25 protein-coding genes and 1 tRNA gene are annotated in these 21,326 nt (G+C 66.5%); 4 read left to right on the top strand and 22 right to left on the bottom strand.

What is annotated here, in order from left to right; genetic code table 11:
- Positions 1-4: 4 nt before the first annotated feature.
- Positions 5-904, bottom strand: coding sequence for a branched-chain amino acid ABC transporter permease (locus tag OXM58_19535; protein ID MDE0150555.1), 900 nt, complete (start codon positions 902-904; stop codon positions 5-7).
- 129 nt (positions 905-1,033) lie between these two features.
- Positions 1,034-2,695, bottom strand: a complete 1,662-nt coding sequence (locus OXM58_19530; protein MDE0150554.1) for a sulfatase-like hydrolase/transferase — start codon at positions 2,693-2,695, stop codon at positions 1,034-1,036.
- 498 nt (positions 2,696-3,193) lie between these two features.
- Here OXM58_19530 and OXM58_19525 point away from each other — a divergent pair, with 498 nt between their 5' ends.
- Positions 3,194-3,790, top strand: coding sequence for a type II toxin-antitoxin system HicB family antitoxin (locus tag OXM58_19525; protein MDE0150553.1), 597 nt, complete (start codon positions 3,194-3,196; stop codon positions 3,788-3,790).
- A 20-nt stretch (positions 3,791-3,810) separates the two neighbouring features.
- Positions 3,811-4,023 carry a type II toxin-antitoxin system HicA family toxin gene (locus OXM58_19520; GenBank protein ID MDE0150552.1) on the top strand — a complete coding sequence of 71 codons (213 nt, stop codon included), beginning with the start codon at positions 3,811-3,813 and terminating at the stop codon, positions 4,021-4,023.
- Between the two features lie 34 nt (positions 4,024-4,057).
- Here OXM58_19520 and OXM58_19515 read toward each other — a convergent pair whose 3' ends face one another.
- The 11 genes from OXM58_19515 to OXM58_19465 form a co-directional block, all read right to left on the bottom strand.
- Positions 4,058-4,426, bottom strand: a complete 369-nt coding sequence (locus OXM58_19515; GenBank protein MDE0150551.1) for a FixH family protein — start codon at positions 4,424-4,426, stop codon at positions 4,058-4,060.
- A complete protein-coding gene (locus OXM58_19510; GenBank protein ID MDE0150550.1) occupies positions 4,423-5,142 on the bottom strand; it encodes an ABC transporter ATP-binding protein in 720 nt (239 codons plus the stop codon). Before OXM58_19510 ends, OXM58_19515 begins: the two co-directional genes overlap by 4 nt.
- Positions 5,135-5,896, bottom strand: a complete 762-nt coding sequence (locus OXM58_19505) for an ABC transporter ATP-binding protein (GenBank protein MDE0150549.1) — start codon at positions 5,894-5,896, stop codon at positions 5,135-5,137. Before OXM58_19505 ends, OXM58_19510 begins: the two co-directional genes overlap by 8 nt.
- Positions 5,877-6,800 carry a branched-chain amino acid ABC transporter permease gene (locus tag OXM58_19500; protein MDE0150548.1) on the bottom strand — a complete coding sequence of 308 codons (924 nt, stop codon included), beginning with the start codon at positions 6,798-6,800 and terminating at the stop codon, positions 5,877-5,879. Before OXM58_19500 ends, OXM58_19505 begins: the two co-directional genes overlap by 20 nt.
- A 23-nt stretch (positions 6,801-6,823) precedes the next feature.
- Complete coding sequence (locus tag OXM58_19495) at positions 6,824-7,690, bottom strand: branched-chain amino acid ABC transporter permease (protein MDE0150547.1); 867 nt, start codon at positions 7,688-7,690, stop codon at positions 6,824-6,826.
- Between the two features lie 97 nt (positions 7,691-7,787).
- Positions 7,788-8,501, bottom strand: coding sequence for an ABC transporter ATP-binding protein (locus OXM58_19490; GenBank protein MDE0150546.1), 714 nt, complete (start codon positions 8,499-8,501; stop codon positions 7,788-7,790).
- Positions 8,494-9,255 carry an ABC transporter ATP-binding protein gene (locus OXM58_19485; protein MDE0150545.1) on the bottom strand — a complete coding sequence of 254 codons (762 nt, stop codon included), beginning with the start codon at positions 9,253-9,255 and terminating at the stop codon, positions 8,494-8,496. The genes OXM58_19490 and OXM58_19485 overlap by 8 nt, the downstream gene beginning before the upstream one ends.
- On the bottom strand, positions 9,248-10,159 hold the full coding sequence (locus OXM58_19480) for a branched-chain amino acid ABC transporter permease (GenBank protein MDE0150544.1): 912 nt from the start codon (positions 10,157-10,159) through the stop codon (positions 9,248-9,250). Before OXM58_19480 ends, OXM58_19485 begins: the two co-directional genes overlap by 8 nt.
- A gap of 4 nt (positions 10,160-10,163) precedes the next feature.
- Positions 10,164-11,078: a branched-chain amino acid ABC transporter permease gene (locus OXM58_19475; GenBank protein ID MDE0150543.1), complete on the bottom strand. Its 915-nt coding sequence runs from the start codon at positions 11,076-11,078 to the stop codon at positions 10,164-10,166.
- 103 nt (positions 11,079-11,181) lie between these two features.
- Positions 11,182-12,378, bottom strand: coding sequence for an ABC transporter substrate-binding protein (locus tag OXM58_19470; GenBank protein MDE0150542.1), 1,197 nt, complete (start codon positions 12,376-12,378; stop codon positions 11,182-11,184).
- Between the two features lie 294 nt (positions 12,379-12,672).
- Positions 12,673-12,746, bottom strand: a tRNA-Gln gene (locus OXM58_19465).
- A gap of 214 nt (positions 12,747-12,960) precedes the next feature.
- On the opposite strand from OXM58_19465, the gene OXM58_19460 reads away from it, so the two are divergent.
- Positions 12,961-13,998, top strand: coding sequence for a Ppx/GppA phosphatase family protein (locus tag OXM58_19460; protein ID MDE0150541.1), 1,038 nt, complete (start codon positions 12,961-12,963; stop codon positions 13,996-13,998).
- Positions 13,999-14,097: 99 nt separating this feature from the next.
- Here OXM58_19460 and OXM58_19455 read toward each other — a convergent pair whose 3' ends face one another.
- The 9 genes from OXM58_19455 to OXM58_19415 all read right to left on the bottom strand — a co-directional run bounded on the left by OXM58_19455 (position 14,098) and on the right by OXM58_19415 (position 20,093).
- The gene (locus OXM58_19455; GenBank protein ID MDE0150540.1) at positions 14,098-14,499 is read right to left on the bottom strand and encodes a type II toxin-antitoxin system VapC family toxin; all 402 of its coding nucleotides are present in this window, start codon (positions 14,497-14,499) and stop codon (positions 14,098-14,100) included.
- Positions 14,499-14,732 carry a type II toxin-antitoxin system prevent-host-death family antitoxin gene (locus OXM58_19450; GenBank protein MDE0150539.1) on the bottom strand — a complete coding sequence of 78 codons (234 nt, stop codon included), beginning with the start codon at positions 14,730-14,732 and terminating at the stop codon, positions 14,499-14,501. Before OXM58_19450 ends, OXM58_19455 begins: the two co-directional genes overlap by 1 nt.
- A 155-nt stretch (positions 14,733-14,887) precedes the next feature.
- Positions 14,888-15,679, bottom strand: a complete 792-nt coding sequence (locus tag OXM58_19445; GenBank protein ID MDE0150538.1) for a hypothetical protein — start codon at positions 15,677-15,679, stop codon at positions 14,888-14,890.
- Between the two features lie 172 nt (positions 15,680-15,851).
- The gene (hemB, locus tag OXM58_19440) at positions 15,852-16,841 is read right to left on the bottom strand and encodes a porphobilinogen synthase (GenBank protein ID MDE0150537.1); all 990 of its coding nucleotides are present in this window, start codon (positions 16,839-16,841) and stop codon (positions 15,852-15,854) included.
- A gap of 95 nt (positions 16,842-16,936) precedes the next feature.
- Entirely contained in the window at positions 16,937-17,899 is a 963-nt protein-coding gene (locus OXM58_19435) for a hypothetical protein (GenBank protein MDE0150536.1), read from the bottom strand.
- A complete protein-coding gene (locus OXM58_19430) occupies positions 17,896-18,357 on the bottom strand; it encodes a nuclear transport factor 2 family protein (protein MDE0150535.1) in 462 nt (153 codons plus the stop codon). Before OXM58_19430 ends, OXM58_19435 begins: the two co-directional genes overlap by 4 nt.
- Positions 18,354-19,355 (bottom strand): fumarylacetoacetate hydrolase family protein, encoded by a 1,002-nt coding sequence (locus tag OXM58_19425; GenBank protein MDE0150534.1) that lies wholly within the window; start codon positions 19,353-19,355, stop codon positions 18,354-18,356. The genes OXM58_19430 and OXM58_19425 overlap by 4 nt, the downstream gene beginning before the upstream one ends.
- A gap of 115 nt (positions 19,356-19,470) precedes the next feature.
- On the bottom strand, positions 19,471-19,791 hold the full coding sequence (locus OXM58_19420; protein MDE0150533.1) for a putative addiction module antidote protein: 321 nt from the start codon (positions 19,789-19,791) through the stop codon (positions 19,471-19,473).
- A 2-nt stretch (positions 19,792-19,793) separates the two neighbouring features.
- A complete protein-coding gene (locus OXM58_19415) occupies positions 19,794-20,093 on the bottom strand; it encodes a type II toxin-antitoxin system RelE/ParE family toxin (protein MDE0150532.1) in 300 nt (99 codons plus the stop codon).
- Between the two features lie 77 nt (positions 20,094-20,170).
- Here OXM58_19415 and mnmA point away from each other — a divergent pair.
- Positions 20,171-21,326: tRNA 2-thiouridine(34) synthase MnmA (gene mnmA, locus OXM58_19410; protein ID MDE0150531.1), on the top strand; the 1,156-nt coding region annotated here is incomplete at its 3' end.

Here is a 21,326-nt window from a genome sequence, read left to right as displayed (position 1 = left end):
CCGGCTACACCTTCTTGCGCTGGATCTGCGCAAACAGGCCGTCGGGCCGGATCAGCAATACGACCAGCAGGATGATGAAGCCGGAAATCGGCGCGATGCTGCGGGCGTATTCGCCGGGCAGGTAGGCCTGGGCCAATTGCTCGGTTATGCCGATGATGAGGCCGCCCAGAACGGCGCCGGGCAGGCTGCCGAAGCCGCCGATCACCGCCGCCGCAAAGGCCGTGATCGCCAGAAAGCCGACGTCGGGATCGAAGGTGGCGATCTTCGGCGCCAGCAGGATGCCGGCGATGCACGAAACCGCGGCGCTGATGCCCCAGATCAGCGAAATCACATACTTGACCGGGATGCCCATATAGTAGGCCGCAAGCTGGTTCTGCGACGACGCCTGCATCGCGACGCCGATCCGGGTGAAGCGGAAAAAGGCATAGAGCGCGCTGACCAGAACGACGGTGCCGAGGATGATCGCCAGTTCGGCGACGTCGAGGACCGTCCGGCCGGTCTCGTTCTCGTCGATCGTGATGACCATGCCGCCGTAGGGCGTGTCGAAGGAAACCGGATCGGCGCCCCACACGCCGCCGGCGACCGACCGGAAGATGAACCCCACGGCGATCGTCAGGATGATGACGGCAAACTGGGGCTGGCCGATGATCCGGCGCAGCACGGCTGCGTCGAGGAGGAAACCGAACAGACCCGTTATCGCGATGCCGATAAGCGCGCCGAGCCACCAGGGAAAGCCGGCGATCGCGATCAGCGTGAAGGCCGCGAACATGCCGAGCATCATGATGTCGCCCTGGGCGAAATTGACCTGCTCGGTCGCCTTGTAGATCAGCACGAAGCCGAGCGCGATCAGGCCGTAGACACAGCCTTGCGCAATTCCGGCAACCAGAACCTGGATCAGTTCCAAACAAGCGCCTCCCGATACGGCCGCCGCGGCGTTGTCGGGCCCGCCGGTGCAGCGCGCGCAATTAAGCCGAGGCCACCGGCACTGTCTAGGGCAGTTTCGGGGGCAGCGGAGCGGCCAACGGGATTGTGACTACGGCTTTGCCGCCGGCGCCTTCCGGAATCCCGGACGCTCGTCGAACGGGTGGCCGAATGCGGCTTCGTAGTCGGCTTCGTCCCAGATGCCGATCAGGATGTTGCGCGGTTCCCCGCCGGCGATCCGGTCGAGTTCGGCATGGGTCTTCGTGGTGCGTGCGTGGAAGCGGGTGGCCCACTCCAGGATCGCTTCGGTCATGCGGGCGCGGACCTCGGCATGGTCCGGGTCGCCGCCCAGATCGACCAGTTCCTTCGGATCGTTCTCCAGATCGAACAGGATCGGCCGGTGCGCCTTGCACCAGACGAATTTCCAGCGCGCATCGCACACCATGACGAGCCGGGAGTCGTTCGCATGTTCGCCCAAGGCAACACGGGCCGGGCGGGTGGCATAGTCGTATTCGGCGAAGGCGTATTGCCGCCACGGTGCCGCCGCGCCGCGCAGAAGCGGCGACAGCGAGCGGCCTTCGAGGATATGGGGCAGCTCCGGGCCGCCGAAATATTCCAGGAAGGTCGGGACCAGGTCGATCCCTTCGACGAGGGCGCTGCTGGCGCTGCCCCGGGTCGCGTCCGCCTCCGGGCGGGGATCGTAGAGAATGAGCGGCGTGCGGATCGACGGCTCGTGGAACAGGTCCTTTTCGCCCATCCAGTGGTCGCCCAGATAGTCGCCGTGATCGGAGCAGAACACGATCATCGTGTTCTCCATCAGGCCCTTTTCCTCCATCCAGGCGAACAGCCGGCCCAGTTCGTCGTCGATCTGCTTGACCAGGCCCATATAGGCCGGGATGACCGCGCGCCGGACCTCGTCGCGCGCCATCGTCTGGCAGATGCGCGAATCCTGATAGGCCCGGTAGAGCGGATGGTCGGTCTGCCGCTCGGCGTTGGAGCGCACCGCCGGCAGGATATCGTCGGCGCTGTACATGTCGTGGTAGGGCGCCGGCGCGATATAGGGCCAGTGCGGCTTGATGAAGCTGAGATGGAGCAGCCAGGGCCGATCCGGCTCTCTTGCTTCCGCTTCCGCCATGAACTCCATGGCGCGGTTCGTCATGTAGGCGGTTTCGGAATGCTCGGCCGGGATGCGCGCGGGCAGGCCGGAGTTCTTCAGCAGCCAGCCCGAGAGAATCTCGCCGTCCGGCCCCTCGCCGGAATTGGCCCATTCCTCCCACGGATTGTCGGCCTCGAAGCCGAGCCGGCGCAGATATTCGTTGTAATCCGGCGCCTTGTCGACCGAGGCGAAGGGGTGCAGCCCGTCATCGCGCTCGAACGGCTCGAAGCCGCATTCGGCGATGCTGCGCCCGATCGGCGAGTCCGGGTCGATGCCGAAGCGCGCCATTCCCTCCCGGTCGGGAACCATGTGGGTCTTGCCGACCAGGGCGCAGCGCACGTCCAGGTCGCGCAGATGGTCGCCGAGCGAGGGTTCGCCGACGCGCACCGGAAAACCGTTCCATGTCGCGCCGTGGGACCGGCAGTAGCGCCCGGTGTAGTAGCTGGCGCGCGACGGGCCGCAGAAGGGCGACTGGACATAGGCGCGGTCGAAACGGACGCCGCGCGCGGCGAGCGCGTCCAGATGCGGCGTGTCCAGCGTCGGGTGCCCGGCGCAGGACAGATAGTCGAACCGCAACTGGTCGGCCATGATCCACAGGACGTTGCGTTTTCCGCTCATGGGCGCCCTTCGGGTCGGTCGTCGGGAAACGTGGCAGGGCCGGCAATCGCACCTTCGGCCGGGAAGGGCAAGGGCGCGTATGGCGCCGGTCCCCGACCGGTTCGGCAAATGAGAAGAGTCGAGCCGGCCGGTCGTGTGTAGGTTTGAAAGAACAGAGTGTGCGGCGGCACGAAAACGCTCGCCCCTCCGCGCCCCGCCCCGTCATTTCGACCGGAGCGGCGCAGCCGCCCCCTACCCGTCATTTCGACCGGAGCGGCGTTGCCGCGCAGCGGAGAAATCTTTCCAGATCAGTGCCTTGGACCGGGCTCCGCAGGTGAAAGATTTCTCCGCTCCGCCCCGGATGAATCCGGGGCTGCGGTCGAAATGACGGATAAGGGATCGGCTCCGGCCGATGCTGAAATCCAAACCGGTGCACGACCGGGCCGGCCGGTGACTTGTAAATTTATATTACATGTTGTAAATAATGCGGGTTCAGTTTTCCTTTCGACCGGAGGCGTTATGGCCGATCGCATCGGAACCGGAACCCGGAACCCGCCGATCCATGCCGAGGTGCTCGCCGCGGCGCAACTCTTGTGCGGGACGGCGGATTGGACATTCAGGCTTGTCGATGTCGTTCGCGCTCTTTCCCACCTGAACGAACGCTCGGTCCGCACGCATGTCGCCAGCCGGTGTTGCGAGAACGCGCCGGAGAATCATGCCCACCGCTGGCCTTATTTCCGCCGGGTGCGCAGGGGCGTCTACGAGATCCTGCCGGCGTATCGCGGAAGCGCGCCCGGCGGCCCGGTAACCTATGACCGGTCCGCAACCGGCGACCGAACGGGCGATCCGCTCACAGCGCGCGATTCGGCGCAAAGCGAGGGCATGTCGGCGATCCACGCCGTCGTCGCAGAGAGCGAGGGATGGTTCGTCGTCGAATGCCTCGAAGTCGCGGTCGTAACGCAGGGCCGGTCGCTCGATGAAACGCTGGCGAACCTGCGAAGCGCGTTGGCGCTCCATCTCGACGAGGAAGAACTTGCGCGGACCGGCCTCTCCCCGGCGCCGCGTCTCGTGGTCAGTTACGAAACCTCCGCCTTCGCTCCCGAATGGCGCGCCTGAGGCGGCTGACTTCGCGGGCGGTGCTGCGCATCCTCCGCGGCTTCGGTTTCGAGATCGTTTCGATCCGTGGCAGCCACGCCAAGCTGGTGCGGGTGACGGCATCGGGGCAACGGCAGGTGTTGACGGTTCCGGTCCACGCCGAATTGCAGGTCGGCACGATCCGGGCGATCTACCGGCAGGCTTCCCGGTTCATCGATAGCGCGGAATTACAGCGCAAATTCTATTCCGGTTGAGCCGCGGCAGCGCCCGGCGGTTTTGGGCCGGCGGCTATTTCCGGAACTCGATCTTCTGCACGACGATGTCGCGCAGCGGGCCGGTGACGGTCACCTTCAGGGCCCAGATGCCGTACATGTCCAGCTTCATCCGGAAGCCGTAGGCGCCGGGCGTGCCGGCCGGGGTTGCGGTCGACGCGCGGATATTGTGGGCGCCGGGCATGGTCGGCATGTCGGGTTTCACGGCCACCCTGGCGCCTTCGACAGGCTTCTCGCTCTTCTTGCCGCTCAGGTGCAGCATGCAGTCGTAGACCAGGCTCGTCTCGGTTTCCTTGCACTCGATCTTCACCGCGGCCCGCTCCTTCGCAAGAGCCGGGCCCGTCACAAGGGCGGCGGCGGCCAAACCCGCAAGAACGAATCTCATGATAAATCCTCCCTGCTGACGCCGAGATAGGCGTCGTGAAGACGGCGGTCGGCGGCCAGTTCGGCGGCCGTGCCCTGCAGGACGATCCGGCCGCTCTCCAGCACATAGGCGCGGTCCGCGATTTTCAGGGCCTGGCGCAGATTCTGTTCCACCAGCATGATCGTCAGACCGTCGGCGCGCAGCCGGCGAATGATCGCGAAGATTTCGCCCGCCGTCTTGGGCGCCAGACCGAGCGTCGGCTCGTCCAGCATCAGGAGGCGCGGCCGGGCGATCACGCCGCGGGCCAGCGCCAGCATTTGCGCCTGACCCCCGGAAAGTTCCGAGCCCGGCGCATCCAGCCGGTCCTGCAGGATCGGAAAAAGGGCGGCGACCTCGGCGATGGCGGCGTCAATCTCGTCGGCCGAACGCAGATAGGCGCCGAGGCGGAGGTTCTCGCGCACGCTCAGCCGGCCGAAGATCTGGCGGCCTTCCGGCACCTGGGTGATCCCGGCGGCGATGATCTCGTGCGGCGGGCGGCCGGCGATGTCCCGGCCCTCGAAACGGATCGTGCCCCCGGTCGGCTTCTCGATGCCCGAGATCGCCCGGAGGGTCGAGCTCTTGCCGGCGCCGTTGGCGCCGATCAGGGCGACGATCTCGCCCGCCGCGACGTCCAGGTCGATGCCCAGCACCGCCCTGATGTTGCCGTAGCTGACGGCGAGGCTGCGGACCTCAATCATCGCCGTCCTCGCGGCCGAGATAGACGTCGAGGACTTTCGGGTCGCTGAGCACGCGGCCGGGCGGGCCCTCGGCGATCTTGCGGCCGAAATCGAGCACGCACAGCCGGTCGCAGATTTCGGCGATCAGGTCCATCTTGTGCTCGATCACGATCAGCGTCCGTCCCGGCGCCGCCACCGTGCGGATCAGGTCGGCCATCTCGCGGGTTTCCAGCGGTGTCATGCCGCCGGCCGGTTCGTCGAGCAGCAGCAGCCGCGGCTGGCGGACCAGGGCCCGGGCGATCTCCAGCCGGCGCTGGTCGGGCAGGGGCAGGTCGCCGGCGAAGGTATCGCGCCGGGCGGCCAGGCCGGTCTGTTCCAGCAGCGCCTCGACCTCGCCGCGGCGCGCGCGCTCCTTGCGTCCGCCGACGGCGAGGATATCGCGCATCCCCATGCCGGGGCGCCGGTGCTGGGCCAGCCAGACATTGTCGAAGGCGCTCATATGCGGGACCAGGCGCAAATTCTGAAATGTGCGGGCGAGGCCCATTCCGGCGATGCGCTCGGGCCGGACACCGCCGATCGGCGCGCCGTCCAGGCGGATTTCCCCCGCGCTCGGCGGATAGACTCCGGTCAGCACGTTGAACAGGGTGGTCTTGCCGGAGCCGTTCGGCCCGATCAGCCCGAAGACTTCGCCTTCCTCGACACTGAGGTCGATCGCGTCAAGCGCCTCGACCGCGCCGAACCGCCGGCCGATCCCGCTAATTTCCAGCAGCGCCATGGGTTTCGGCCCGCCATCCGCGCAGCATCGTCCGCAGCCGGTGCACGCGGCGCTCGTCGAGGATCCCGCGCGGCATGAAGATCAGAAGGACGGCCACGAGTCCGCCGAACACGATCATCCGGTAGCCCTGGACCCATTCGACGGCTTCGAGAAACCCGACGTCGAGCAGCACGCCGAGGATCGGTCCGACCGCCGTGCCGAGGCCGCCGATCAGCCCGTAGGCGAGGCTGTGCACGCCGAGCATGACATCGAAATTCTCGGGATAAACGGTCGTCTGGATATGGGCGTAGAAGGCGCCGCCGATCGCCGCAATGGCGCCGGCAAGCCCCGCCACCAGGATCTTGTACCGCGTCACGTTGATGCCCTGGGTCTCGGCCAGCAGCCGGTCCGCCCCGATGGTCCGGACGATCGAGCCGAGGCGGCTGCGCTCCATCAGGAAGAAGAGAAGCAGCACGATGCCCAGCGAGCCGTAGATCATCCACAGGAAGTCGACCGGCTCGTATTCGTTGTCGAAGCCCCAGCGGATGTTGCCGAGCCCTTCCGAGCCGTTCGGGCCGACCGGTTCGCCGTCGACCTCGACCTGCCAGGTGGTCGCGACCAGGATCAGGCGGATCGTTTCCGCAAACGCAAGGGTCGCGATGGCGAAATAGAGGCCGCGCAGGCGCAGCGTCAGGCCGCCGACGAGGGCCGCCGCCAGCCCCGAAACGATCATGGCGAGCGGCAGGGCGAGCCAGAAGCTCATGCCGAACATGGCCGTCATGACCCCGGAGGCATAGGCGCCGATGCCGTAGAACGCCTGCTGGCCGAAGGAAATCTCGCCGCTGAGCAGAAGCAGATAGGCGGACAGCGCGATGAACGAAAATCCGCCGATATTGTTCAGCACCGTGATGACATGGTCGTCCATGACCCGGCCCTGCGCCTGTCGCCCTACACCCGCCTGAGCGCGGCCAGGTCGCGGGCCGCCGCCCCTTGCGCGAGCAGGCCGCCCGGCCGGAAGATCAGGAACACGAACAGCAGCATGAAGGCGGCGATGTCGCGCCAGACCGCGCCGGCATACCACTCCGCCTGTTTCTCGACGACGCCGAGCAGCAGCCCGCCGGCGATGGCGCCCGGCACCGATCCCATGCCGCCCAGCATCATGGCGATCAGCCCCTTGAAGGTCGCCTGCAGGCCGAATTTCGGCGTGATGACCTCTTCGGTCGCCATGATGAAGTAGCCGGCGACGCCGCCGATAGCCGACGCCAGGATGAAGGCGAGAAAGATCACCCGCCCGGTGTTGACGCCCATGAAGAGCGCGGCATCGGGATCCTCGGAGACCGCCCGCACTGCCAGACCGAAGCGCGTGCGGAAGAGCAGCTGGTGCAGCGCGAAGACGAGGAGCGCCGCGATGCCCAGCATGATCAGGTGCTCCTGGCGGACCGAAAGCTCTCCCAGCTCGATGAGCTCGAAATCGCCCAGCGCGGGAAATTCGTAGGTCCGGTCGGGAAAGGCGATGGTGACGGCCTCTTCGAGCTGCATCCAGACGGCGAAGCTCGAGACCATCGAGGCCACAGCCGCGCCCTTCTTGATCGCCCAGAAGCACAGGCGTTCGACATAGGCGCCGGCGATCACCGCGCCCAAGACGGTCGCCACCAGCACGGAGTACCAGCCGGCCTGGAACTGGAGGAACAGGAAGGTCCCGAAGAACACGCCGACCATGATCGACGGGCCGTAGGACAGGTTGAGGCGGCGCAGGACGCCGAAAATCAGCGTGAAGCCGATGGCAAGCAGGGCGTAACCCGAACCTACGGTAATGCCGTCGAGGGTGTTCTGGATGAAATCGAGAATCCGGTTTCTCCCCCGCCGGTTTCTCCCCGCCGGCTACTCCCCATCCCCCGGGGCTGCGCCCGCGCTATGTCTGTTCGGCCGACCCCAGATAGGCCCGCTGGATCACCTCGTCTTCCTCGAGGTCGCCGGGCGATCCGCCGAAGGTCACGCGGCCCTGTTCCAGCAGGTAGAAATGGTGGGCCACCTTGAGCGCCTGGTGGACATTCTGCTCGACGAGGAAGATCGACACACCTTCGGCGTTGAGATCGCGGATGATCCGGAAAATCTCCTCGACGATCAGCGGCGCGAGGCCGAGCGACGGCTCGTCCATCAGCAGCAGCTTGGGCCGGGCCATCAGGGCGCGGGCGACCGCCAGCATCTGCTGTTCGCCGCCCGAAAGCGTCCCGGCATGCTGCAACTGGCGCTCGTGCAAGCGCGGGAACCGTTCGAACATGTGCTCGATATCGTCTTCGATCTCGTTGTCCGAACGGCTGTAGGCGCCGGTGCGCAGATTGTCGTGAACCGTCATGTCCGGGAAGACCAGCCGGTTTTCCGGGACCAGGGCGATACCGCTCTGCACGATATGGCCGGGATCGCGCCCGGTGATGTTCCGCTCTTCGAACGTGATGTTCCCGCGGCGCGGCTTCAGCAGGCCGGAGACGGTCATCATCGTCGTGGTCTTGCCGGCGCCGTTCGGGCCGAGCAGGCAGGTGATCTTGCCAGGCGCAACGGAAAGGGAAACCCCTTTCAGCGCCTCGATCTTGCCGTAGGAGGTGACGATATCCGTGATCTCAAGCATCGGACCCGCCTTCGCCGGCGCCGAGATAGGCGTCCATCACGGCCTGGTTCTGTTGCACCTCCGCCGGAGTGCCCTCGGCGATCTTGCGGCCGAAATTGAGCACGGCAATCCGGTCCGTGACCTCCATCACCAGCTCCATGACATGCTCGACCAGCAGGATCGTGACGCCGCGGTCCCGAAGCACGCGCAGGCGCTCGTCCAGTTCCTTGACCTCTTCCAGGTTCATGCCTGCGGCCGGCTCGTCGAGCAGCAGGAATTTAGGCTGCGCAGCGAGCGCCCGGGCCACCTCGAGCCGGCGCTGCTCGCCGAAAGCCAGGTTGCCGGCCAGTTCGTCGCGCTTGTGGGCGAGGTTGGAAAAGTCGAGATAGTCCTCGACCGCAGCGGCGGCGCGTCGCGACCCGCCCATCCAGCGCGCGAGCGGATTGCCGGTCCGCTTCTGCTCGGCCGAGTTCTGGGCGACCCAGAGATTTTCCCAGACCGTCATGTTGTTGAACAGGCGGATATTCTGGAAGGTCCGCGCGATGCCGGCGTGCAGCGTGACGTGCGGTGGCGCTTCCGTGATGTCCTCGCCGTCGAAGAAGATCTTGCCGTCGGTCGGCGCGAAGATACCGGCGATCATATTGACGGTCGTGCTCTTGCCCGAACCGTTGGGGCCGATCAGGCCGAAGATTTCCCCGGCCTCGACCGTGAAGTCCAGTTCGTCGACGGCGCGCACGCCGCCGAAATGTTTGGAGAGGTTGGCGACTTCAAGCATCGGACGTCTTCCCGGCGCCGATCCATTCCTTCAGCTTGCGCACCACCTGGGCGCTGAACAGGCCCCGGGGCAGGAAGTTCATCACCAGGATGATCAGCGCACCGAACATCAGGTTTCGAACGTCGCCAAGGTCGCGGAGCACTTCGATAACGATCACCTGGATGAAGATCGCGGCGAACAGCGTACCCCAGACATTCGCGAGGCCGCCCAGGATCGGATAGGCGATCGCGAAAGTCGCCATGAGGATGTCGAAGTTCAGATGCTCGATGTGGGTCGTGTAGTGGGCATACAGGGCGCCCGCGGTCCCGGCGATGAAACCGCCGGCGGTAAAGGCGGACACCTTCACCACGGTCAGGTTGATGCCCACGCTCTGGGCCGCCATCTCGTCTTCGCCGACTGCGCGCAGCACCTTGCCGGCGCGCGAACGGTCCATCCACCAAAGGGTGGCCAGGATGATCGCGGCGACAATCCATATGAAGGCTGCAACGTCCTGGGTCGTCCATCCGTTTTCCGGGAAGAAGCGGATCTGCTTGAAGCCCTCACCGCCTTCCGGGCCGACGATGATATCGCCCTTGGCGATCCGGTAGTCGAAGTTGAACCAGAACAGGCGCACGAATTCGCCGAACGCGATGGTCGCGACGACCAGCATGAGCCCGCGGACCCGCAGCGCGGGGAAGCCGACGATGCAGGCCAGCACGGCCGCAGCGAGCCCGCCGGTGATCATGGACGGAACGATGTGCCATTCGGCGAGCACCGTGAGCATGCCGGCGACATAGGCGCCGATCGCCACGAAGCCGGCCTGGGCCATCGAGACCTGGCCGGTCAAAAGGATCACATAGGCCGACAGGCCCAGGATGGTGTGGACCCCGACGATCTGGACCAGGCCCCAGGTAAAGTCGTCCATCGCCTCAGTCCCTCAACACCTTCTTGCCGAACAGCCCCTGCGGACGGAACGCAAGGAACAGGAACAGCAGGAGCATGACATACATGTCGCGCTCGGTGATGCCGCGCAGGGCAAGAAACACATTTTCCAGCCCGCCGACCAGCAGGCCGGCGACGATCGCGCCCGGAATGCTGCCCAGGCCGCCCATCACGGTGACGATCAGGCCCTTGACGGTTAGCGGAACGAAGAGCAGCGGCGACAGGACGCCGACAGCCGCGCCGATCATGGCGCCGGCCAGGCCGCCCAGAACGCCGGCGATGATGAAGGTCGTCGCGTTGGTCCGGTCGACGCTGATGCCGCAAAGCTGCGCTGCGGTCCTCTGCTGCGCGACCGCCCGGGTCGCCAGGCCGAGCTTGGTCCGGTACAGCAGCGTGAGCAGCAGCCCCATCGCGATCAGGGCGAGCAGGAAGATCGTCAGCAGGTCGCCGCGGACCGCGAAGGCGTCGCTGAATTCGATCATCGGGTCTTCGATGATGCCCTGCAGCACCTCCGGGAAATCCATCGGTTCCCCGTCGGTGGCGTGGACGGCGATCTCTTCGATCAGGAAGAATGCGCCGACCGTCGCCATCAGCGTGGCGAGTTCGTAATGGTCCGGCGTGAATCGGAAGCAGATCGTATAGACGACCCAGGCGAACAGGCCCGCGGCGATCGCCGATACCAGGAACATAAGCAACGGCGGCAAGCCGAAATCGTCGCCGGTGCCGATCAACGCCGCGACGCCGAGGCTGGCGTAGGCGCCGCCGAACGCCGCCGCTGCATAGGCCAGGTTGATCTTGTTCATCACGCCGAAGATCAGCGTGAAGCCGATTCCGATGAGCGCGTAATACGCGCCCTGCATCACGCCGTCGGTGACCGCCTGAAGATAATCGACAAATTCCACGGGGCCGCCCTTCTTCCCGAACGGGAGCGGATGGAGTGGAGATTAAATGCGAGAGAAATCCGCCGGCGCCGCACGGGCGCCGGCGGGATTCTAGACCGTCAGCCTATTTGCGCGGGTCGTGGAGGATCTTCCACTCTTTCCCTTGCGCATGGACATAGACATACGGCTTGACGGCTTCGCCTTCTTTCGTGCGCTGGATGCCGCCGATCAGGCCGCCGGTCGACTTCAACGCGGCCAGTCCGTCGCGGATCTTGCGGCGGTCGGCCTGCACCGTGTCGCCCTTGGCCATGACGCCGGTTTTCTCGATGACGCTCTTCAGGATGAACATGTTCTCCCAGGCCGCGGCGCTGTGCAGGTCGGCGCTGCCGTTATACTTGGCTGCTCCGGCTGCCGCTTCCTTGGCCGCCGGGGTTACCGGCGCGTAGCTGGTCGGGATGATGATTCCGGCAGCTTGGCGCGAGCAGCCCCTGAGGGTCTCCATGCTCGACGAGCTGGTAAGGCCGATCAGCATCTTATACTTCACGCGCTGGCGCTTCATCTCCTTGAGCACACCGCACAGGGTGAAGGGGTGCGAGGAAATGGAGATGACGTCGGCCTTGGCCTTCTTCATCTGCCGCACCTGGGTGGTGAAGTTGGTGTCGTTGAGCAGCCACTTGACCCGGCCCTTAACCTCGAAGCCGGCTTCCGCGGCGCGCTTTTCCATGACCTGGTACCAGGTGAAGCGCGAGTGGGCGAAATCCTCTTCCACGCCGCCGAAGACGGACTTGAAGCCCGGATTCGTCTTCTTCACCCATTTGAACAGGCTCTGATACATCTGGCTTTCGTTCGGCACGTTGCGGAACGCCCATTCCGAAATCTTCGCCAGGCCGCCCTTGATGGCCGTGTCGGTGAAGATCGGGAACTGGAGGCCCGTATCCGAAGCGTCGCCGGCCTTCTTCTGCAGGACGCCGAACAGCGGCTCGGCCACGTTCGAGCAGGTCGGGCCGATCGCCACGACGGCCTTGCCCGACGCGATGCGGCGGACGACGGAGATGCCTTCCTCGGCCTTGCAGCGGTCGTCGTAGAAGGTGACGACTACCTTGCCCTTCGTGCCGTCGCCGAGCTTGATTCCGCCTTCCTTGTTGATCTTCTCGGCCGCGGCGAGCATCACCGCTTCGGTGTTGACGCCGAACGAGCGGACGACGCCGGACTTGGCGCCGAAACCGGCGACATGGACTTCGCGATCGGCCGACACGGCGGCGCCTTGCGTTCCGACGAACGCGAGCGCGGCAGTGGCGGCAAACATGATTGGATATTTCACGATGTTCCTCCCTATTCCATCGGGCGCCGGCGTGTACGTTGCCATCGGCACCCAGAATTGAGTCGGCAATGCAGCCCGGAAACCGGAACGGACCCCGTGCAGCCGCCTGCCACCATAGGGATGTCGGTGTGGCGGGTCAATCGCAAGCGGCCGGCCGCACGGTTCCGGCGCCGACGGGCCCGGTTTCCGGGCCGGGCCGAAGTTGCGGATACACCGTCCTGCAGGCGGAATTGCTGCCGGTTGCGCCGTAGAAAGTCGGGTGGCGGAGGGACGGTTTCGGATTTGTGCGGGACGTGGCTGGGGAACCTGGATTCGAACCAGGACCGACGGAGTCAGAGTCCGCTGTTCTACCGTTAAACTATTCCCCAACCGGAAGGGCGGGGCGCCCTCGGTCCGGCCAGATAAGGCGGGTGAGGCCGCTTCTCAAGCCCCCATCCAAAGCCCCTTGGCGATCCCGCGCCGCGGGGGCCGGCGGATTCGGTGCGGCGGAGCGGGCGGCTGTCACGACTTCGTCATCCCAAGTTTGAATTTCCCGGTTCAAACCATTAGATTTTCGGCAACAGGCCGGGTCGGAGAACAAGAATGACAAACCCGCGGGTGCGGCAGCCGTTCAGGAAAAGGGACCATCCGCCCCGCACGCGACGGGCCAACCGGCCGGCCTACGCCGCCGTCGATCTGGGTACGAACAATTGCCGCCTGCTGGTCGCGGAGCCTTCGGCCAAAGGCTTCCGGGTCATCGATTCCTTCTCGCGGATCGTCCGGCTGGGCGAAGGCGTTGCCGCGACGGGCCGGCTTTCCGAAGCGGCCATCGACCGGACGATCGACGCCCTGCGCATCTGCGCCGCCAAGATGCGCCGGGCCGACGTGATCCGCGTGCGCAACGTGGCGACGGCGGCCTGCCGCCAGGCCGCCAACCGCGACCGGTTCGTGGAGCGCGCCCTGACCGAAACCGGCCTGGATTTCGAAATCATCTCGCCGGCCGAGGAAGCGCGCCTGGCGCTGAGCAGCTGCACGCCGCTGTTCGACCCGAAGATCCCGGGCGCCATGGTGTTCGATATCGGCGGCGGCAGCACCGAAATCGTCTGCCGCCCCGGCCGGGACGCCGCCATCCGCGTCCTCTCGGTGCCGCTCGGAGTCGTCAACCTCTACGAACGGTTCGGCGGCGACCGGATTTCGGACGAAGACTTCGCCGCCATGGTCGGGGAGACGACGGGCCTCCTGGAAGACTTCGAGCAAGAGCAGCAGCTCGCGCCGCGCATTGCGGCCGGGCAGCTCCAGATGGTCGGGTCCTCCGGCACGGTAACGACGCTGGCGAGCGTGCATCTCGGTCTGCGCCGGTATGTCCGCTCCCGCATCGACGGCGCCACCATGCGCTTCGACGATCTGCTGCGCATCGGCCGGATGCTGGCCGGATTGAGCCGCGACGAACGCGCGGCCATCACCTGCATCGGCGCCGAACGGGCCGATCTGGTCGTCGGCGGCGTGGCGATCCTGGAGGCCATCATCCGCATGTGGCCGGTCGGGCGCATGCGCATCGCCGACCGCGGCCTGCGCGAAGGCATCCTGCTCGGCCTGATGGCGCAGGACGGCCACAGGATCGGCGAGCGGGTGGTGCACTGATCGGCCGGATCGGCAGTCGAGTGGCCGGAATGAGATTCTGGTGTTGAAACCGAGGCACCCCGGTTAAGGGGCTTAGCCGGTTTTGTGGCGTAGTCTCGATCAATGGATAACGGATACACCCTCGGCGATGGCGGCGGTTGCCAAAGACCGGTCCAGCGTCGCCAGGATATCTCCGCGGCGCAGTGCGCATTCCAGATAAGCGGCGTCGTACGCGCTTAGAGTATGCGAACGCGCGAGTCCCATGACTGACTCTTCGTCATGATCGTCGTCATGGTGCAGACGAAGATTCCGGAGACGCATCAGGAATCGCGCGCTATCCGACGGGTCAATTCTTGCGCGCCTTTCGTTGACGATCAGCACATTGCGAATCTCATGCCAGAAAAGTGCCGGGATCGCACCGCCGACCCGAGGCAGATCGTTCAGGACCCTATCGGACGCCGTGGCCTGTTCATCCTCGAAACACCACGAAGCAGCGATCGACGCATCGATGACGATCGCCATCAGGCGCGCCCCTGATCCCTGGCCGCGCGGATTTCCGCAGCCGATACTCTCGGCCGCCGGGCCCGCTCCGCACGGATAAGCGCAACTGTTTCAGCAACCGGGCTGTTCAGCGCTACGATCCGGGCAGCCGGTACGCCGTGACGCGCGATGATGACGTCTTCGCCGGCCTCAGCCTGCGCAATGAGATGCGAGAGTTTGGCCTTCGCGTCCGCAACATTGACCGTAAGGGACATCGGATAAGTTCCTGATAGCGGTTTCCGAATGTCGATTTCCTAATGTATATTGCTTATTTGGTCAACACTTGGTCCAAGTTTTCGCTTTAGATAGATTAGGTGCCGGCTCGCCGAAAGACATCGGCACCCGATATCGCATCCTCCGGAAGCGGCGGCTACGGCCCGGCCCGGCCGTAAAATCCGAGCCTTTCCTCTGCCGTGAACGCAACGTCCGGTTCCTCGAAATAGGAGAAGACGGCGACGATGCGCGCGCGGCCTCCTTCGACCGGCGTGACCCGGTGGGCGGTGTTCTTCCCCTTGAAGACGTTGAGCGTGCCCGGCGCCAGCGGCAGCGACCGGACGAAACCGTCCTCCCCGGCGAGCAGGCGGCCGACGCCGTCGTAGTTCGGGTCCGCGTCGCTCCGCAGACCGCTGCGATACTGGAACACGCCGCCGGCGAGCGGCGCCTGGAGCAGGCAGGTCGTGGTGAATTCCGCCCGGTCGAAATGCCAGTTGAGTTGCTCTCCCGCGCCGTAGGTCATGACGTTGATTCGCGCCAGCGGGTCGGCCATCTCGTAAAGGCGGGTTTTTTCCAGCGTTGCTGCAAGGAAGTCGATCAGTGGCTGCCACCCGTAAATCTGCGCGATCGGGCTTTGCGGGATCTGGTCGGCGCAAACCGTATGGTTGATCGTGTCGAAGCGGCGCAGGGCAGGGTGGTCCGGCGGCACGTCGCGAATGGCATCGTCGAAATAGATGTTGTGTTCGCGGCAATGGGTGAACGCCGAGGTTTCGAACAGCGGTCCGAGTTCGTCGATGCAGCGCTCCAGCGCCTCCGGCAGGATCAGGCCTTCGAGGCTGAACATGCCGGCGCCCTGCAGTTCCTGCCGGCATCTGGCAAGCAACGACCGCCCCCGGGCGCTGTCGGGCGTGTCGAGGGGAAAGCGGTCAAGGTCGAGCAGATGTTTCATAGGAACGGCCATATCGAATCCCGGCGGCGCATATAGGCCGTCGCCGCCGGGTGGCCAGAGACTTTTCGAAAAAATGCAATCCGGCGCTATCGAAGACCCTCGTCGCTCATTGCGGGTCCGAAATTTTCGCGTTGCCGGCAAACGGCCTCGTTTCGGCCTGGCAGGCTGCTTGCTACCCGTTCAGCCGGCGCGCGGCGTCGACGGCGAAATAGCTCAGCACCCCGTCGGCGCCGGCGCGCTTGAAGGACATCAGGGCTTCCAGGATCACCCGGTCGCCGTCGAGCCAGCCCCGGTCGACGGCGCCGCGCAGCATCGAATATTCGCCGCTCACCTGGTAGGCGTAGGTCGGCACGCCGAACCGGTCCTTCACCCGGCGCACGATGTCCAGATAGGGCAGGCCGGGCTTGACCATCACCATGTCGGCGCCTTCGGCGATATCGAGCGCGACCTCGCGCAGCGCCTCGTCGCCGTTCGCCGGATCCATCTGGTAGGTTTTCTTGTCACCCTTGAGTGCGCCGATAGACCCGATGGCGTCGCGGAACGGCCCGTAGAAGCCCGAGGCGTATTTCGCAGCGTAGGACATGATCTGGACCCGGTCGAAGCCGTCGCCGTCGAGCGCGGCGCGGATTGCGCCGACCCGGCCGTCCATCATGTCCGACGGCGCGATCACGTCGCAGCCGGCATCCGCCTGCACGATCGACTGGCGGCACAGCACCTCCACGCTCTCGTCGTTGGCGACATAGCCGTCGCGGATCACGCCGTCATGGCCGTGGCTGGTGAACGGGTCGAGCGCGGCGTCGCAGATCACGCCGATGTCCGGATGCGCCGCCTTCACCGCCCGGATCGCGCGGCAGACCAGATTGTCCGGATTGGTCGCCTCGGTGCCGTCCTCGTCCTTCTTCTCCGGCGGGGTCTGGGGAAACAGGGCGATCGCCGGAATGCCCAGGGATTTCGCCTCGCCGGCGGCCCTGGCGACCCGGTCGGCCGAAAGCCGCTCGACGCCCGGCATCGCGGCGATCGGCTCGGCCCGGTCCCGGCCCTCGCAGACGAAGACCGGCCAGATCAGGTCGTCCGGCGTCAGGGTATTTTCGCGGACCAGGCGGCGGGACCAGTCGTGCCGCCGGTTGCGCCGCAGGCGGGTCGTCGGGAAGGAGGCGGTCATGGCGGATGTCCGCGGCGGTGGCAGATAACGGCCACAGGCTAGGCGATCGGGCGCCTGCCGGAAATTAAGAGCGCTGTCGCACGCCTCGACCCGGGTCAGCCCGGCGCGCCGCTGACCATGCCGAAGCCGATGCCGTATTCCAGCGTGTCGGCATAAACCGCGGTCTGCGGACGCCCGCCCCCGGCTTCGGCGTGGGCGGCGGCCGCGGCGATCCAGGTGTGGAGTTCGAGGCTGCCGACGCCCGCTTCGGCCATGACGTCTTCCGGTCTCCAGGCGTCGAACGAGTCCAGGTTGCCGTTCGTCAGGACATCGAGAAAGAATCGGTCGAATTCCGGATTGAGGCAGATGTCTTCGCGGGTCCGGCTGCCGTCCACCAGCATTTGCGCGCCTTCCAGATGCATTACGCGCAGCCGCTCCAGCCATTCGGCCTCGGTAAATGACCCGCCGCGCTCGCCGGCGAGCTGCCAGCGCGTCACTTCGTCGGAGCCTTCCCCGATCATGGGAAAATAGCGGGTCGGATGGTGGGACATGCCGCCCGAGCCCATCAGCAGCACGCGCTTGCCCTCCAGCGCCGGCGCCGAACCGATGGCCTGGCCGAACCGGCGCGACCGGGAAAAGCGCTGCAGGGGCGGCACCATCACGTTGATGAAAACGGGGATCACCGGATAGGCGTCGAGCGCGCCCAGGATGCGATGCGCCGGCTGGGAAAAGCCGTGATCGACGGTCATGGTGTGGGAAACGCCGGGATCGAACCCGGCCGCGCGCAGATGATCGATCAGGGCGAGCGCTTCCGTGTGCGGCACGTCGAACTGGCCCGGAAAGCCGCCGATGTCGTTCACCGCCCGGCAGCTCAGCCCGATGCAGGTCGCCGGCATCCGGTCGAGATGGAAGCCGCTGTAGTGATCGGTGCCGAACAGGACGACGAGCTCGGGATCGAACGCCCGCACCCGCGCGGCCTGTTCGGCGTAGACCGCCTGGATCGCCTCATGCTCCGGCGGTTCCTTGGCGTAGCACATCAGGATCGGCGAATGGGGCAGGCAGAGAAGGTAGCTGCTCATGCGGACATCCCCAGCGGCAGGACCGGCGCGAAATTCTCCCCGACAAACACCTTTGCGACCGACCGGCTGGCGAACAGCCATCGCCCGTCGAGCCGCCGGTAAGTGTCGTCGTAATCCTGCACCAGCAGCGGCACCGCCGGGTGGGGCGGCGGACCGTCGGCGGCGAACAGCAGCAGGATACAGCTCCCGGCGGCGCTGTCCTCGCCGGTCCGTTCCAGGCGCAGGTTGGTGAACAGGTGGCGGGCGGTGCGGACGCCCGCGGCGGCCTCGCGCCCGGCCCGCGCGGCATAGGCGGCCCGGATGGCGCTGCGGCCGACGCTGCGCGCGCCGCTCTCGCGGCCGTACCAGCCGTCCGGCGTGAACAGGTCGGCCACGGTCGCCGGGTCGCCGCGGTCGATGCGCCAGGCGAATTCGGCGATCAGCGCCTCGATCTCGAGGCGGAGCAGGGGATCGGTCATCGCGCCAGCCGCCAGTCCGTCGCCGGCGCCGGATCGCGCCGCACCGGGTTCGACAGGCGGCCCAGCCCGGCAATCGTCACCTCGACCGGGCCGTCGAACCGGCTGAGATCGGCGGCATGCAGCGGCCGGCCGCCGGCTTTCGCGGCGCGGAAGGCGGTGCCCATGGAGATCATGTCGCCGGCTTCGAGGGTCATGAAGCGGGAGATGAATGCCAGCACTTCCTCGACCCGGTAGGTGTAGTGGCGCGTGTTGTCGTCGGTGAAGACCTCGCCGGCCAGGCTGCAGGAAATGTCGAGATCGTGCGGGTCGGGCACCTCGTCTGCCGTCACGAGCCAGGGGCCGGCCGGGCCGAAGCCGTCGGCGCCCTTGTAGCGCGCGGCGTAGGAGAGATGCTGCTCGACCTTCCGGACGGAATCCGGGTCGTCCGGATCGGGATAGAGCGCCCAGTAATGGACCCGGTCTTCGCCGCGCATGTCGTTGCCGGTCATGTCGTTGAAGATGGTGTAGCCGAAGACGTGGTCCATCGCCCGGGCCGGGTCGATGTCCTTGCCGTCCCGGCCGACGATGACCGCCAGCTCCGGCTCCGGATGCAGCCGGCCGTAGTGCGGGCGGACCGGGACCGGCGCGCCGTGGCCGATCAGGCAGGTCGCCGGCTTCATGAAGATCGTCGGATGGTCCGGCGCGCTGATCTTGCGGTCGTCGGCCGCCGAGTTGTTGAGCGCCACGCCGATAATCTTGCCCGGCCGGCGCACCGGTGGCTGCCAGGTGACCGCATGGGCGGGAATCGTCGGAAGGCTGCCCGGATTGTCCCGCATCCGGTCCACGGCGTGCCGGGCCCGGCGGAGCGCTTCGGGGCCGCCACGGACGAGGTTCAGCATCGAACCGAAAGCCGGGCTGCCGGTCGCTTCCAGCGCCATGTCGAGGTCGATCAGCGCGTCCTCGCCGGCCGCCGCCGCGATCCGGTCCTGTCCGTCCCAATGGATACTGGCGAGGCGCATGATGGGCCATCCGGTCTATCGGAGCGGCCGGATGCTTTCCGCATGGCCGTCCGCCTGTCAAGAATCGCCTGTCAAGAAGCGGGTCCCGGTCGCCAGGCGGCGGCCGGGCACCGGGCTATCCGGTCGAGGGCCGGGAATCGCTGCCGGCCGCCAGCACGGGCGCAACGGAGAGCCTGTAACCGAGCGCCTTCATCACGCTGGCTAGGGTCGCAAGCGTCGGATTGCCGCCCGGCCGGAATGCTTTGTACAGCGCTTCGCGGCTGACGGACGCGGAACCGGCGACCGACGACATTCCGCGCGCCCGTGCGACATCGCCGATCGCCGCGACGATCAGATCGGGGTCGCCGTCTTCGAAGGCCGCTTCGAGATAGGCCGCCTGGGCTTCCGGGGCGGATAGCCGGACGGCCGGATCCCAGGGTTCGGTTTCAAGCGCCATCGTCAAGTTCCTTCGCCATTTGCCTCGCCCGCGCAATGTCCCTTCGTAATTTCGGGGCGCTGCCGCCTCTTGTCGCCGCCGCACAGGAGGATGACGGTCCCGTCCGGACGCTGCGTAAAATAGACCCGGTAACCGGGTCCGACATCGACCCGCAATTCGCTCACACCGCCGCCGACCGGCCGCACATCGCCGGGATTGCCCAGCGACATTCGGCGGATTCGCAGGTCGATCCGCGCAACCGCCTGTAAATCCCGAAGTTTTTCCAGCCAGTCGGAGAAGGCGCGGGTCTGCCTGATTTCCATTGAATGTAAGATATAGTACACAGACGGTCGGTGCAAACTGCGTTGCGTTCCCCCGCGCTCCGCTTATATCCGGCTTCATGGCTGCGCAGATCAACAGTCTCGGCTTTGCCAGGGCGCCCGCGCGGACGCGGGTCGTGGTGGCGATGTCCGGCGGTGTCGACAGTTCCGTCACCGCCGCGATGCTGCACGCCGGGGGCTATGAGGTCATCGGCGTCACCCTGCAACTCTACGACCACGGCGCCGCCGTCAGCCGGCCGGGCGCCTGCTGCGCCGGGCAGGACATCCGCGACGCCCGCCGGGTCGCCGAAGAGGCCGGGTTCCCGCACTATGTCCTCGACTACGAAACCCGGTTCCGCGAGAGCGTGATCGACGATTTCGCCGACAGCTACCTGCGCGGCGAGACCCCGCTGCCCTGCGTGCGCTGCAACCAGACGGTCAAGTTCACCGACCTCATGGCGATGGCGCGCGACCTCGACGCCGACTGCCTCGCGACCGGCCACTATGTCCGCCGGATCGAGGCGGCCGCCGGGCCGGAACTGCACAGGGCCGCCGATCCGGCCAAGGACCAGAGCTATTTCCTGTTTGCCACGACCCGCGAGCAGCTCGGCTATCTGCGCTTTCCCCTGGGCGGCCTGTCGAAGGCAGAGACCCGCCGCATGGCGCGGGAACTCGATGTGCCCGTCGCCGAAAAGCCGGACAGCCAGGACATCTGTTTCGTCCCGAACGGCGACTATGCGCGGGTGGTCGAGAAGCTGCGGCCCGGCGCCTGCGATCCCGGCCGGATCGTCGATCTCGACGGCAACGAACTGGGCGCCCACGACGGCATTATCCGCTTCACCGTCGGCCAGCGCCGGGGCCTCGGCGTCGGCGGCGCGGCGGAGCCGCTCTACGTCGTGCGCATCGACGCGGAGAGCCGCGAGGTCACGGTCGGCCCGCGCGAAGCCCTGGCGCGCCGCACCATCGCGATCGGCCGGCTGAACTGGCTGGGCGACGGGGCGCTTGAAGGCGGTATGCTCGAAGACGGGGCGCCGGAGGGCAGGGCGATCCGCGCCGAAGCCCGCATCCGCAATACCGGCGCCGCCATGCCCTGCCGGGTCGAGGCGGACGGCGGCGGCGGCGCGACGCTGACCTTCGACGCGCCGCAATACGGCGTCGCCGCGGGCCAGGCGGCGGTGCTCTACGACGATACGCGGCTGCTCGGCGGCGGCTGGATCGCCCCGGCGCGAGACCCGG

This window comes from Rhodospirillaceae bacterium, from assembly GCA_028819475.1.
Classification (GTDB): domain Bacteria; phylum Pseudomonadota; class Alphaproteobacteria; order Bin65; family Bin65; genus Bin65.
The sequence above is the reverse complement of the archived record's forward strand: the minus strand, read 5'-3'. Positions and strand labels throughout refer to the sequence as shown.